Origin of the sequence: Sanguibacter biliveldensis (assembly GCF_033798665.1) — a bacterium.
In the GTDB taxonomy this organism is placed as follows: Bacteria; Actinomycetota; Actinomycetes; order Actinomycetales; family Cellulomonadaceae; genus Sanguibacter; species Sanguibacter inulinus.
Window position 1 is genome coordinate 4,156,013 of record NZ_CP138359.1, and the last position, 13,166, is coordinate 4,169,178.

Genomic DNA, 13,166 nt, shown 5'->3' on the forward strand with positions numbered 1-13,166 from the left:
GTCTGGCGGTCGGCGCACAGCGAGGCCCAGCCCCTCGGCGACGGTGCCTCTCCGGAGGCCACGCGCTCACCGTCACCCGCCGACCCGCCGCACTCCCCCACGACCTGAGACGAGACCACCATGCGACGCACCCACGCCGCCCTCGCCGCGACCACGATCGCCGCCCTCACCCTGCTCACCGCCTGCTCCTCCGACGGGTCCGCCGACGACGCCGGCACCGAGGGCACCGTCGAGGTTCTCGCGTCGTTCTACCCGCTCCAGTTCGTCGTCGAGCAGGTCGGCGGGGAGCACGTGAGCGTCTCCAACCTCACCCCTGCCGCAGCCGAGCCGCACGACCTCGAGCTCTCCCCCGCCCAGGTCCGCGGGATCGGGCAGGCCGACCTCGTCGTCTACCTGTCCGGGCTCCAGAGCGCGACCGACCAGGCCGTCGCTGCGCAGTCCCCCGAGCACGTGGTCGACTCCGCCGAGGCAGCAGAGGCCGACGCCGCCGACCCGCACTTCTGGCTGGAGCCCACCCGCCTCTCCCTCGTCGGAGACGCCGTCGCCGCAGAGCTCATCGCGATCGACCCCGACAACGCCGCGGACTACACGGCCGGCGCGGAGGCGCTCACGGCGTCGCTCGACGAGCTCGACCAGGAGCTCGCCGACGGGCTCGCCCAGTGCCAGGGCGCCACCCTCGTCACGTCGCACGAGGCCTTCGGGTACCTCGCCGACAGGTACGGGCTGGTGCAGGAGGGCATCACGGGTATCAACCCTGACACCGAGCCCTCCCCCAAACGTCTGCGCGAGGTCCGGACGATCGTCGAGCGCGACGACGTCTCGACCCTCTTCTTCGAGCGGGCCGTCGGCCCGAAGGTCACCCAGACCCTCGCCGACGACCTCGGTGTCGGGACCGCGCTGCTCGACCCGATCGAGAGCCGCGCAGACGAGTCGTCCGACTACCTCGACATCATGCGCGCCAACCTCGAGTCCCTCACGACAGGCCTCACCTGCGGCTGAGGTCGTCGGGCACGACCCTGGCACCCCGGCGCTCGAGCAGCCTGCAGGTGCGCCGCCCTCTCGGTCGGCAGACCGAGGTCGCCTCCCCCGCACCCAGGTCGCAGCATCAAGAACGAGGTCGCACGGACACGCCGGATCTGCTCCTCTCGGGACTGATATGGCGTGTCTGTGCGACCTCGTGGCAGGTGGTGCGACCTCGTTCCCCATCGGGCGACCTCGTGGGTGCCGGGGCGCGGGGCGCCTCGTGCGGTCAGGTCAGGAGTTGTCCTGCAGGGCCGAGCGACGGCGGAAGAGGACGAGGAGCACGAGGCCGACGATGACCACGACGATCAGCGCGACCGGGATCCAGGACGTGCTCGAGCCGTCGTCGGACGTGTCAGCCGCGGTCGCGGTCGTCGAGTCCTCCGAGGGAGCAGCGTCGGTCGTCGCGGCGACCGTCGTCTCGTCGGCCGTGGGGGTGGCGGCGTCGGACGTCGGGTCCTCGGTCGGGGTCACCGCGGCGGGGTCGTCGACGACGAAGCCGAAGGTCCCGTCGATCGGGTGACCGTCGGAGGACACGAGGCGCCAGGCCACCTGGTAGCTGTCGTTCGCGACCGCGGGCAGCTCCACGCTCGCGACACGGTCGGAGATCGTCGGCTCTCCGTCGAACAAGACCGTGCCGTCCGAGGCCGTGATGACCATGCGGGACCCGATGCTCTGCGGCACGGCGCTCGTCTCGACGGTCACCTGGGTCGGGGCGGTCGTGAGCGTCTCGCCGTCGCCGGGCGCGGTCCCGATGACGGTGTCGTGGGCCGACGCTGTCGAGGCACCCAGCAGCAGCGCGACGGCTGTGACCAGACCGACGAGGATCGCGCGGGGCGCGGCAGACCTGCGGTGACGGACGGGGGTGGTGGTCATGGTTCTCCTTGCGCCGCAGGCGCGGATCGGGTCCGGGGGGTCACGGACGGCTCTCGTCCGACCCTAACGCCGGGCCCACGGCCCGGGCGCGCTGCGCGGCGTCGGCTCAGTCACACCACGGGCACACCGGTCGTCTCAGGCGAGACCGTCGAGGAAGGCCTCGAGCAGCGGTCCGGCCGTCGTCGAGCCGTAGTCCCCGGTCTCGACGAAGACGGCGACCGCGAGGTCGCCCTGGACCGCGATCATCCACGCGTGGTTGGTGCTGCCGTCGCCGTACTGCGCGGTCCCGGTCTTGGCGCCGACGGGTTCGCCGGGCACGTCCTGCAGGAACGACCCGCCGCCGTCGGTGACCACGGCCCGCATGAAGGCGCTCAGCTGCGCTGCCTCGTCTGCGGTCAGCGGCGCGGCCGGCGCCTCGGGGAGGTCAGACTCGACGGGGTCGACCTCCTGCGCGAGCAGGGTCGGCCGCACCGTCGTCCCGGCGGCGACGGAGGCCGCGACGGTGGCCATCGCCATCGGCGAGGCCTGGACCTGCCCCTGACCGATCATCGACGCAGCGTGCTCGGTCCCCTCGGCATCGGCGGGGACCGAACCCGTGAACACACCCGGACCGGCCTGCTGCGCGAGCCCGAGGCCGAGCGCCTCGCCCGCCGAGGCCAGGTCGGCCTGCGTGACCTGCCCGGAGGCGTTGATGAGGGCCGTGTTGCAGGAGTTCGCGATCACGTCGGTCAAGGGGATCTGACCGATCTTGCCCGCCGGGTAGTCCGGGTAGTTGACGAAGGCGCGACCGTCGACCACGGCCTCGGCCGAGCAGTCGAGCGGTGAGTCGGCGGTCAGGCCGCTGCGCAGCAGCGCGAGCGAGGTGACGATCTTGAAGGTCGACCCCGGCGCGTACATGCCCGTGGTCGCCGTCGACACGCCCCCACCGGCGGTCCCGCTCGCCGAGGCGAGCACCTCGCCCGTCGATGGACGGATCGCGACGATCGCCGAGGGGACCGTCTGCCCGACGAGGGTGTCCTCCGCCAGCTGCTGGACCCCCACGTCGAGGGTGGTCCGCAAGGGCTCGCCGGGCACAGCGGCCTGGTCGAGCAGGACCCGCGCGCCACGGGCCTCGCTGACAGCCTCGAGCGCGATGCCGGGCGTGCCGCGCAGCTGCTCGTCGTACTGCCTCTGCAGACCTGACAGACCGGTCACGTCACCCGCGGCGATCGTGCCCTCGGACTCCTCGACGATCTCCGCGGTCGCCTCACCTGCACGGCCGAGGACCGGTGCTGCGAAGTCTCGGGTCGGCGCGAGCGGCAGCGTGGCGTCCACGAGCAGCACGCCCGGGATCGCGGCCATCGCGTCGAAGTCGTAGCTGGGGTCTTCGGTCCGCAGCGTCACGGCGTCGACGAAGGCCTTCTCGCCGGCTGCGGCAACCTTGGCGGCGTAGGCGTCGGCGTCGATCTGCGCGAGACCGGCCAAGGTCCGGGCTGTCGCGTCGAGCTCGGTCGCCTCGACCCGCGTCTTGTCGACGCCGACCCTGCGCACGGGCCGCTCGGTGACGATCGGGGTGTCGCCCGCACCGAGGATGTCGGCGCGCGGCGCCATCGTGCGGCTCAGCTGGAGCGTCTCGTCCGAGACGAGCCCCTCGACCACCAGCGCCGGGTCCCACTGCGACTCCCACGACTCCTCGAAGACCGCCAGGGGCGCCTCGGTCGAGTACGTCCAGGGGATCCCCGAGACGTCCCAGGTGTGGGCGAAAGACGCGGTCCCGCTGGTCTTCTCCTCGTCGAGGACCACGTCCGTGACCTCGACGGTGTGCGGGGCGTCGGCGACGGCGGCGACGATCGCGGCGTGAGCCTCGGCGGCCTCCGCGGGGGAGGCGTCGCTGAAGGCGACCCCTGTGAAGTCGCCGTCGACCAGGCCTTCGGCGATCTTCGTCGCGAGCGCCTCCGCGTCGTCCTGCGCCGTGTCCTCGGCGCCGCAGGCGGTGAGGCCGCCTACCACGAGCGCGAGAGACAGGGCCGCGGCCCCCAGGGTCCGGGGGCGCGGTCGACGGTGGGCGCGCGAGGAAGACGTGACGTCAGCGGCAGGCATGGTGCTTACCCAACGCGGATCGCGCGGCGATGTCCAGCACGACCCGCAGACCTGTGCAGAACCCACCCGATCTGTGACACGAGGTCGGCAGTCCAGGCAAGGGCTGTGGACAACGCCTCTCGTCCTCGGTCCGCCGCTACGATCGAACTTCGAGATTCGATCAGGAGGGGTGCCAGATGGTCGAGCGTGTGGCTGTGAACCCTGAGGTCGTCGCCTGGGCGGCGGATGCAGCATCCGCTGCGGACATCCATCTCGACAGGTTCGCGAAGCTCGAGGACTGGATCGACGGACTTCTCGACCCCACCTTCGGCCAGCTCCAGGACTTCGCCTCCACCACCCACGTCCCGCTGGGCTACTTCTTCCTGGACCACGTCCCCGAAGAACATCTCCCCGTGACCGACTTCCGTCGCAGAGAAGTCCGGGGATCGGCACCCAGCAGCGCGCTGCTGGACACGATCGCGACGTGCTCCGAGCGTCAGGACTGGTTCTCCGCCTATCTCGCTCGTCTGGGTGCAGATCCTTCGCCTCTTGTCGGGTCGGTGACCATCAGCACCGCCCCGGAGACCGCGGCAGGAGCGATCAGCGACGCCGTCGGCTACGCGGCCGGAGCACCGTCCGCCACGCAGCAGGACGCCCTGCGGCACATGGTCGAGGCCGTCGAGTCCAGCGGGATCATGGTCATGGTCAACAGCCTGGTCGGGAACAACACGCACCGCAGACTCGACTCTGACGAGTTCCAGGGCTTCACTCTCGTGGACTCCCTCGCTCCCCTGGTCTTCGTCAACGGCTCTGACACCAAGAACGCCCAGGCCTTCACGCTCTTCCACGAGGTGGCACACGTGGCCCTCGGGATTCCAGGAGTGTCCTCGTCAGCAGGCTCACCGGACCACGACCACGATCTCGCCGAGGTCGAGCGCTGGTGCAACGCCGTCGCGGGTCGCGTGCTCGTCCCGGCAGCCATGATCCCGGCACGGGTCGACCTCTCGAACCCGGAGCCGACGCTCGAGGCACTGGGACGTCGCTTCCACGTCTCGACTCTCGTGGTCCTGCGACGGCTCCACGACGAGGGCCGGCTCACGTGGGACAGGTTCCGCGAGATCTATCTCGCCGAGGAGGCCCGGCTCCGGGCGATCGCGGTCCGGCGTCTGGACGAGGACAAGAGCTCGGGCGGCAACCCGTACTACGTCTGGCCCTACAGGGTCGGACGCCGGTTCGCACGCGCAGTCATCGCCGACGCCCGTGAGGGCGGGACCTTGTACCGAGACGCCTACAGGTTGCTCAGCACGCGGACGACCAGAGCCTTCGACGGCTTTGCCGCCCATCTGGAGGCGCACTGATGTACATCGTCGACTCGAACATCCTCATCGAGGCGAAGGACCGCTACTACGGCCTCGACTTCGCGCCCGGATTCTGGGAGTGGCTCGTGGAGGCCAGGCACGCTGGGCGGGTCTTCAGCGTGACAGCCGTCCGAGACGAGGTGGAAGGCCGCGGTGACGAGCTGTCCGAGTGGTCCAGGTCCGCAGGCCGCGACCTCTACCTGAGTCCTCGGTCGACTGTCGCCGGCCCACTGACAGCGCTGGCCCGCTGGGCCAACCGGCACGACCGGTACACCGCGAGCGCCGAACGAGAGTTCCTCGCGTCCGCCGACTACACGCTGGTCGCCCAGGCCTGCGACCTCGGGTACACGGTCGTGACGCACGAGACCCCGTCGCCGGACTCGAGGAGACGGATCAAGATCCCCGAGGCCTGCGCCGCGGTCGGTGTGCCGTGCTGCACGCCCTGGCAGGTGCTCCGGAGCGAGGGAGCACGTCTGGTGAGGCCCGCGGCATGAGCGAGAACCTGACCTCCGGCACCCTCGAGACCGACGACGGGCAGTCCGTCTACTGGGAGTCGTGGGGCGCGACCGACGGGATCCCCGCGCTGTTCTTGCACGGTGGCCCAGGCTCGGGCTTCACGGCCGGGCACCGGCAGCACTTCGACGCGAGCACCCACAGGGTCGTCGCCCTCGACCAGCGTGGTTGCGGGCGCAGCCGCCCGCTCGCGACCGACCCCGGGGCCGACCTCGCGCTGAACACCACGGCGCACCTGATCGCCGACATCGAGGCCCTCCGCGAGCACCTGGGCATCGAGGCGTGGATGGTCGTCGGCATCTCGTGGGGCACGACGCTCGGGCTCGCGTACGCGCAGGCCCACCCGGACCGGTTGACAGGGCTCGTGCTCGCGGCCGTCACGACGACCACGGCCGCCGAGGTCGAATGGATCACCGAGTCGATGCGCGCGGTGTTCCCGGCCGAGTGGGAGGACTTCGCCGCAGCCTCCGGCAGGCGCGACGGCCAGCGGGTCGTCGACGCGTACAGCGAGCGCCTCGCCGACCCCGACCCTGCGGTCCGTGCGGCGGCGGCACGAGCGTGGTGCACCTGGGAAGACGTCCACGTCTCGCTCGCGAGCGGTGGAGGGACGTCGCCGCGCTACGAGGACGCCGACTTCAGGCTGCTCTTCGCGACGCTGGTGGTCCACTACTGGTCGGCGTCGGGCTTCGCAGGGCCAGCAGGCATCCTCGGGTCCATGGACCGCATCGCGCACCTGCCCGGCACCCTGATCCACGGCGCCCTCGACATCAGCTCGCCGCTCGCGACCGCCTACGACCTGCACAAGGCCTGGCCCGGGAGCGAGCTCGTGGTCGTGAGGTCCGACGGGCACGGCGGAGCCTCGATGGGCGACGAGATCACGCGCGCCGTCGCGAGGCTCTGCGTGGCTCGAGCCTGAGGACGCTGCGGCCCACGGGGCGGGAGGAGCCTCGGCAGCCAGCCCCACGAACGCCGCGCCGGCGACCCACGACACCACGAGGACGGGCCCGTCACCGTCGTGACGAACCCGGCCATGGTGCCCGGCCTCAGGCGAGGTACCCGCATGCGCAGACCGCTTCGAGGACGCCGCACCGGGTGCGACACCCGCTGCGAGCACGCCGCACCGGGTGCGGCACCCGCTGCTCGGTCAGACCTTGGTCTTGCCCAGGTTCGGTGTCGCCAACCCTGTCGCGACGGGCTTCTGCCCGCGCGAGGACAGACGCTTCTCGATGTACACGGCCAGCCGGGACAGCGTGATGTTCACCGTGAGGTAGACGACCGCCACCACGAGGAACAGCGGCAGGCGCGAGTCGCTCCCGAAGAAGTTGTAGTTCGTCTTCATCGCGTTGAGCAGCTCGGGGTACCCGACGATGAAGCCGAGCGAGCTGTCCTTGAGCAGCACCACGAACTGGCTGATGAGGCTCGGCAGCATGAGCCGGACCACCTGCGGCAGCTGGACGAGCCGCAGCGTCTGCCCACGGGTGAGCCCGATGGCCGTCCCCGCCTCGGCCTGGCCCTTGGGCAGCGCGGCGAGCCCGGCGCGGAGGATCTCGGCGACGATCGCCGCGTTGTACAGCGTGAGACCGATGACCACGGCCTGGAAGGACGAGAGACCGAAGGCCAGCAGCGCGAACAGCATCATGAGGAGCACGGGCAGTCCGCGCAGGACCTCGATGACGGAGATCGCCACGCCGCGCACCACCCGGATCCCGGAGGTCCGCAAGATCGCCAGGACGAAGGCGAGGACCAGCGCGAGCGGAGCCGCGACGACGGCCGCCTTGAGCGTCGCACCGAGACCCGTCACGACGAGCGACTTCCACACGTCCTCGGCGTCCTGGCCCTTCGGCGGGTCGGTGAGGACGGCCCAGCGGTCGTCGAAGATGCCGCGGTCGGCCATGCCCTTGATCATCCAGGCGAGCAGGCCGAGCAGGATCACCGCGAAGACGATCGAGCCGATGCGCTCGAGGCGACGGGTCTTGGGTCCGGGTGCGTCGTAGAGGACGTTGCCGCTCATCGGCTGAACACCACCTTTCGTTCGATGGCGTTGGCCGCGATCCCCGCAGGGATCGTGATGATGAGGTAGCAGACCGCGATCCCCGTGAGCAGCATGACCACGTCGGCCGGGTTGTCACGGGCGAGCGCACGGCTCGTGGACGTGAGCTCGACGACGGCGAAGCCTGCAGCCACCGACGTGTTCTTTGTCAGTGCGATGAGCACGTTGATCAGCGGCGGCACGACTGTGCGCAGCGCCTGCGGCAGGACCACGAGGCGGAGCGTCTGGACGGTCCCGAGGCCGATCGCGCGGGCGGCCTCGGCCTGCCCGACGGCGACGGAGTTGATGCCCGAGCGCACGGCCTCGCACACGAAGGCCGAGGTGTATGCGGTGAGCGCGATGATCGCGGGCACCCGGCCGAGCGGCAGGATGAAGCCGAGGCTCGGCAGCACGAACACGAAGAAGATGAACACGAGAGTCAGCGGGGTGTTCCGCGCGATCTCGACGTAGGCCCCCGCGAAGGTGCGCAGCGAGCGCAGCGGTGCGACCCGGAACGCGGCCAGGATCGTCCCGAAGACGAGGGAGAGGGCTCCCGACACGACGGCGAGGAACAGGGTGAGCTGGAAGCCCTGCCAGATCCTCGGCAGCTCGTCGACCAGTGCTTGCACGGTCGTCCTCCTTGGTTCACGCGGGTCGTGGGCCGTCGGCCCAGCGCCCGCAGTCGGGTGGTGCGGTGGTCCCGCGAGCCGGGCCGGCCACCTGAGGTGTCAGGCGACCGGCCCGGGCCGAGGGTCGACGGTCAGACGCGGGTCCGACCGGTGGTGCTCAGTACCGGTCGACAGCCGGGGGCGTCGGGGTGTCGAGCACCTCTCCGGCGGTCGCCTCCCACGCAGCGTCCCAGCGGCCGTCTTCGTAGGCGGCCTCGAGGGTGTCGTTGATGAAGTTGCGGAAGTCGGTGTCGTCCTTCTTCAGGCCGATGCCGTAGGGCTCCTCGGTGAACTGCTCACCGGCGAGCTTGAAGTCGTCCGGGCTCTCCGCGACGTAGCCGGCGAGGATCACGTTGTCGGTCGTCAGCACGTCGACCTGTCCGTTGCGGAGCGGGTCGAGGCAGTCGGTGTACTGCGAGAAGGTGCGGAGCTCGGCGTCGGGGAAGTTCTCCTCGATGTTCTTGGCGGGGGTCGAGCCCTCGGCGGAGCAGACGATCTTGCCGGAGAGGTCGGCCTCGCTCTTGATCGAGTCGTCGTCGGCGCGCACCATGAGCGACTGCCCGGCGAGGTAGTACGGCCCGGCGAAGTCGATGACCTGCTTGCGGTCGTCGTTGATCGTGTAGGTCGCCACGACGATGTCGACGCGGTCTTCCTCGATGAAGGTCTCGCGGTTGGCCGACACGGTCTCGGTCCACTCGATGTCGTCGGGCGCGATGCCGAGCTCGCCCGCGATGATCTTCGCGATCTCGACGTCGAAGCCCACGGGCGTCCCGTCGGGGCCGACGAGGCCGAAGAGCGGCTGGTCGAACTTCGTGCCGACGGTCATGGTGCCGGCCTCGGCGAGGCGGGCCATCGTGCTGCCCTCGGGGAACTCCGCGGCGTCGACCTCGGCGACGGGCGGGTCTTCAGAGCTGTCGTCTCCGCCGCAGGCTGAGAGCAGCAGGGCAGAGGCAGCGGCGATCGCGAGGAACGCGGTCGGACGGTTGCGCATGGGTTCTCCTTCGTGGCGGGTCGCGACGTCGGTCCGGGACTGCTGTGCGTCCGGACCGTACGGCCGCCCGTCCCAGGGGTACCCGGGACGGGGTGGTCGGTACGGCTGTCGTCAGTGCAGGGTCGGTGCGGGGGGCGTCAGTGGGTGAGGATCTTCGACAGGAACTCCTGGGCACGCTCGGAGCGGGGGTTGGTGAAGAACACCTCGGGCTCAGCCTCTTCGACGATCTGCCCGTCAGCCATGAAGACGACCCTGTCCGCGGCCTTGCGGGCGAAGCCCATCTCGTGGGTGACGACGATCATCGTCATGCCGTCCTTGGCGAGGCCGACCATGACGTCGAGGACCTCATTGATCATCTCGGGGTCGAGGGCCGAGGTGGGCTCGTCGAAGAGCATGACCTTGGGCTGCATGGCGAGGGCGCGCGCGATGGCCACACGCTGCTGCTGCCCGCCCGAGAGCTGGGCCGGCATCTTGTGCGCCTGGGACTCGACGCCCACCCGCTCCAGCAGACCCATCGCGAGCTCTTTGGCCTCGCTGCTCTTCATCCCGCGGACCTTGATCGGGCCGAGGGTGACGTTCTCGAGGATCGTCTTGTGCGCGAAGAGGTTGAAGGACTGGAAGACCATCCCGACGTCGGCGCGCAGCTGCGCGAGGGCCTTGCCCTCTTCGGGGAGCCTGTGACCGTCGAGCTCGATGACACCGTCGTCGATGGTCTCGAGGCGGTTGATCGCCCGGCAGAGCGTGGACTTGCCGGAGCCCGAGGGACCGATGACGACGACCACCTCGCCGCGCGCGACGGAGAGGTTGATGTCCTGGAGCACGTGGAGGTCGCCGAAGTGCTTGTTGACGCCGGCGAGCCTGACCAGCGCCGTCGCCGACCCGCCCTCCGCCTGCTGAGTTGTGTGATCCATCCCACGACGGTAGGTGACGTTTGTTTCGCCCGCCACCGAGATCGTTAACGCTTTCGCAACGAGTCCGTCACGACCGGCCCCTGTCGGCCACCTCAGTCGTCGTGCGGGTCGAGCGCGACGAAGCCGTGCCCGAGGACCCCTTCCGGGCCGTCATAGGGCTCGACCTCGTCGGCGTAGACCTCGGCGTCGTCCTGCGGGTCGTAGCCGAGGGCCCGCGCGCTCGACAGGTCCCACCAGCCCCGGGTGTTGGCCGAGACCCCGTACGCGATCACCGGACCGTCGACGGGGCCGCGCAGCGCGGCGTCGACGAGCCGGACCGTGTCCGCCGGGCTCAACCAGATGCCGAGGTCGAAGGTGCTCGCGGGCTTGTCGTTGCACATGCCGATGCGCAACGACACGACCTCTACCCCGTACTTGTCCGCGTACAGGCTGCCGAGAGCCTCCATCGCGGCCTTCGAGACCCCGTAGTACGTGTCGGGCCTGGGCGAGACGTCGGTCCGGGCGGTCTCACCCGTCGGCAAGAACCCGACGGCGTGGTTCGAGCTGGCGAGCACCACGCGCCGGACCCCGGCACGGCGGGCCGCCTCGAGCACGCGGTAGGTGCCGTCGATGTTGGTCCGGCGGATCGAGGTCCACGAGTCCTCGCCAGGGATGCCTGCCATGTGCACCACGGCGTCGGCTCCCGCGAAGGCCTCGTCGAGGGTGTCGCGGGAGTCTTCCTCGCCGACGTCGGCCACGAAGGACGGGAGGTCGGGCTCGCCGTCGAGCGGCTCGACGGGCGAGTGCCCGACCAGGCGCAACGACCAGCCCCGGGCGGGCAGGCCACCGTCGGTCTGGCGCAGATAGGTCCCGATGAGCCCGGAGGCACCCGAGAGGACGACGGGGCGGTCGGCGCCCTCGGTGCTGACAGGGCTGCCGGTGCTGCCGGTGCCGCCGGTCGCGTCGGGCTGCTCGGTGCGGTCCTGGTCGGCCATGGTGGGTCCTCCACGGGTCGGGATCGGGGTGCGTCTGGCTGTGCCGACCAGTCTTTCCCGGCCCAGGGCTCTGTGCACCCGGGGCCTGTGGACAGGCGCTGCGAGGCTGAGGCTCGCCCCGCCCGACCTTCGGGCTCGGGCTCGGGCTCGGGCTCGGGCTCGGGCTCGGGCTCGGGCTCGGGCTCGGGCCATCGAGAGGACGCACGAGTCGACGCGCGAGACGCCCTGAGACCTCGCCGACCACCGACGCCCATCACGTAAGGTCGCCGGGTGATGTCCCCAGCCGCACCACGAGCCATCGAGCTGACCTCCCCCTTCGGGTGGTCCGCGAGCGTCGACGTCGCCGGGGTGGTGACCCTGCGCGACCCTGCGGGTCAGCCTCGCGCCACCTACCAGGGCACGGCGAGCAGCTCGCCGACCGCGGCCCTGCCCCGCGGTGGGACGCACACAGTCCGTCTGCCCGACGGGGACGTCGCGCTGCACAACGGAGCCACGAGAGCCGCCCGACGCCGCGACCACGACGGCCACCTGGACCTGCACGGGCGCCGCTACGTGTTCCACCACACCTGGGGCTGGAACACCGAGGTCCGCTGCGACGGGGTCCGGGTGGCTCTGCTGCACCGCCGGACGAGCCGGAGGTTCACGGTCCGCACCGACGCCACCCGCGACGAGACCGACAGGCTCGCCATGGCGCTCTGCTGGTTCGCGGTCCAGCCGGGCCGCGAGGGCGCGATCGCGGCAGCCTTCCACGGTCTGTGAGGTCAGGTCGGTCGATGAGCGCCCGCGACGTCACGGTGCCACGATGAGACCTCCACCTCGTCCCCCGACGGAAGGACCCCACGTGCGCCGTGCAGAGCAGATCACCGACCCGATCACCTACCACGGGGAGGGCCCGGTCTGGTCTCCGTCGTGGGGAGGGCTGCGGTGGGTCGACATGCTCGCCGGGGACCTGCTGACCCTCCGGTCGGACGGCTCGGTCGACCGCCTCCACGTCGGCGACGTCGCCGCCTTCGTCCGTCCGCGCTCGAACGGCGGGTACGTCGTCGCGGTCGAGCGCGGCATCGCCCTCGCCGACGGCCCGGACGACGTCCCGACGCCCCTCGAGCCGCTCTGGGACGACCCGAACGTCCGCATGAACGAGGGCGGCTGCGACCCGCACGGCAACCTCTACGCCGGTGGCATGGCCTACGACCAGAAGCCTGGCGGCGCGGGTCTGTACAAGATCACGCCGGAGGGTGACGTCTCCGTGACGCTCGCGCAGGTGACGGTCTCGAACGGACTCGACTTCTCCCCCGAGGGCGACCTCGCGTACTACAACGACACCGCGACAGGCACGACCGACGTCTTCGACGTGGTCGACGGCGAGCTCACGAACCGCCGGGTCTTCGTCAGCTCAGACGGGACCCACCCCGACGGCCTGACCGTCGACTCGGTCGGCAACGTCTGGGTCGCGCTCAACGGCGCCGGACGCGTCCGCTGCTACTCGCCGCGCGGCACGTTCCTCGAGGAGATCGAGGTCCCCGTGCGCCTCGTGACGGCCGTGACCCTCGGCGGTGACGACCTCTGCGACCTCTACATCACCACGTCGAAGGAGAACCTCGACGACCCCGAGCCCGAGGCAGGCGCGCTGTTCCACGCCCGCGTCGACGTCCCGGGCAAGCCCGTCCTGCCGTACCGGGGCTGACCCGCGCACGCCCCAGATGCCGACGGCCCCGTCCGGTCGTAGCGTCGGCTGGACACGCCGCCCGGCGGCCCGCTCTCGACGAGG

13 protein-coding genes are annotated in these 13,166 nt (G+C 70.8%); 6 read left to right on the forward strand and 7 right to left on the reverse strand.

Annotated elements, in window-relative coordinates; translation table 11 throughout:
* Window positions 1-120: 120 nt before the first annotated feature.
* The gene (locus SANBI_RS18070; protein WP_319157531.1) at window positions 121-999 is read left to right on the forward strand and encodes a metal ABC transporter substrate-binding protein; all 879 of its coding nucleotides are present in this window, start codon (window positions 121-123) and stop codon (window positions 997-999) included.
* Between the two features lie 255 nt (window positions 1,000-1,254).
* On the opposite strand, the gene SANBI_RS18075 is transcribed toward SANBI_RS18070, so the two are convergent.
* Both SANBI_RS18075 and SANBI_RS18080 read right to left on the reverse strand, forming a co-directional pair.
* Window positions 1,255-1,896 (reverse strand): copper resistance CopC family protein, encoded by a 642-nt coding sequence (locus SANBI_RS18075; protein WP_319157533.1) that lies wholly within the window; start codon window positions 1,894-1,896, stop codon window positions 1,255-1,257.
* 135 nt (window positions 1,897-2,031) lie between these two features.
* Complete coding sequence (locus SANBI_RS18080) at window positions 2,032-3,975, reverse strand: penicillin-binding transpeptidase domain-containing protein (RefSeq protein ID WP_319157535.1); 1,944 nt, start codon at window positions 3,973-3,975, stop codon at window positions 2,032-2,034.
* A 176-nt stretch (window positions 3,976-4,151) separates the two neighbouring features.
* Here SANBI_RS18080 and SANBI_RS18085 point away from each other — a divergent pair, with 176 nt between their 5' ends.
* The 3 genes from SANBI_RS18085 to pip are packed head-to-tail and all read left to right on the forward strand — an operon-like array spanning window position 4,152 to window position 6,741.
* Complete coding sequence (locus tag SANBI_RS18085) at window positions 4,152-5,312, forward strand: ImmA/IrrE family metallo-endopeptidase (protein WP_319157537.1); 1,161 nt, start codon at window positions 4,152-4,154, stop codon at window positions 5,310-5,312.
* Complete coding sequence (locus SANBI_RS18090; RefSeq protein ID WP_319157539.1) at window positions 5,312-5,806, forward strand: DUF4411 family protein; 495 nt, start codon at window positions 5,312-5,314, stop codon at window positions 5,804-5,806. The genes SANBI_RS18085 and SANBI_RS18090 overlap by 1 nt, the downstream gene beginning before the upstream one ends.
* On the forward strand, window positions 5,803-6,741 hold the full coding sequence (pip, locus tag SANBI_RS18095; protein ID WP_319157541.1) for a prolyl aminopeptidase: 939 nt from the start codon (window positions 5,803-5,805) through the stop codon (window positions 6,739-6,741). Before SANBI_RS18090 ends, pip begins: the two co-directional genes overlap by 4 nt.
* Before the next feature lie 228 nt (window positions 6,742-6,969).
* Here pip and SANBI_RS18100 read toward each other — a convergent pair whose 3' ends face one another.
* The 5 genes from SANBI_RS18100 to SANBI_RS18120 all read right to left on the reverse strand — a co-directional run bounded on the left by SANBI_RS18100 (window position 6,970) and on the right by SANBI_RS18120 (window position 11,398).
* Window positions 6,970-7,836, reverse strand: a complete 867-nt coding sequence (locus SANBI_RS18100) for an amino acid ABC transporter permease (RefSeq protein ID WP_319157543.1) — start codon at window positions 7,834-7,836, stop codon at window positions 6,970-6,972.
* Window positions 7,833-8,483 (reverse strand): amino acid ABC transporter permease, encoded by a 651-nt coding sequence (locus SANBI_RS18105; RefSeq protein ID WP_056126945.1) that lies wholly within the window; start codon window positions 8,481-8,483, stop codon window positions 7,833-7,835. The genes SANBI_RS18100 and SANBI_RS18105 overlap by 4 nt, the downstream gene beginning before the upstream one ends.
* Window positions 8,484-8,640: 157 nt before the next feature.
* Window positions 8,641-9,513 (reverse strand): glutamate ABC transporter substrate-binding protein, encoded by an 873-nt coding sequence (locus tag SANBI_RS18110; RefSeq protein WP_319157545.1) that lies wholly within the window; start codon window positions 9,511-9,513, stop codon window positions 8,641-8,643.
* A 137-nt stretch (window positions 9,514-9,650) separates the two neighbouring features.
* On the reverse strand, window positions 9,651-10,424 hold the full coding sequence (locus SANBI_RS18115; protein WP_408669723.1) for an amino acid ABC transporter ATP-binding protein: 774 nt from the start codon (window positions 10,422-10,424) through the stop codon (window positions 9,651-9,653).
* 92 nt (window positions 10,425-10,516) lie between these two features.
* A complete protein-coding gene (locus SANBI_RS18120) occupies window positions 10,517-11,398 on the reverse strand; it encodes an NAD-dependent epimerase/dehydratase family protein (RefSeq protein ID WP_319157547.1) in 882 nt (293 codons plus the stop codon).
* Window positions 11,399-11,668: 270 nt separating this feature from the next.
* Between SANBI_RS18120 and SANBI_RS18125 the strand changes: the two genes are divergently transcribed.
* Entirely contained in the window at window positions 11,669-12,157 is a 489-nt protein-coding gene (locus tag SANBI_RS18125) for a hypothetical protein (protein ID WP_319157549.1), read from the forward strand.
* A gap of 82 nt (window positions 12,158-12,239) precedes the next feature.
* Window positions 12,240-13,082 (forward strand): SMP-30/gluconolactonase/LRE family protein, encoded by an 843-nt coding sequence (locus SANBI_RS18130; RefSeq protein WP_319157551.1) that lies wholly within the window; start codon window positions 12,240-12,242, stop codon window positions 13,080-13,082.
* Window positions 13,083-13,166 lie beyond the last annotated feature (84 nt).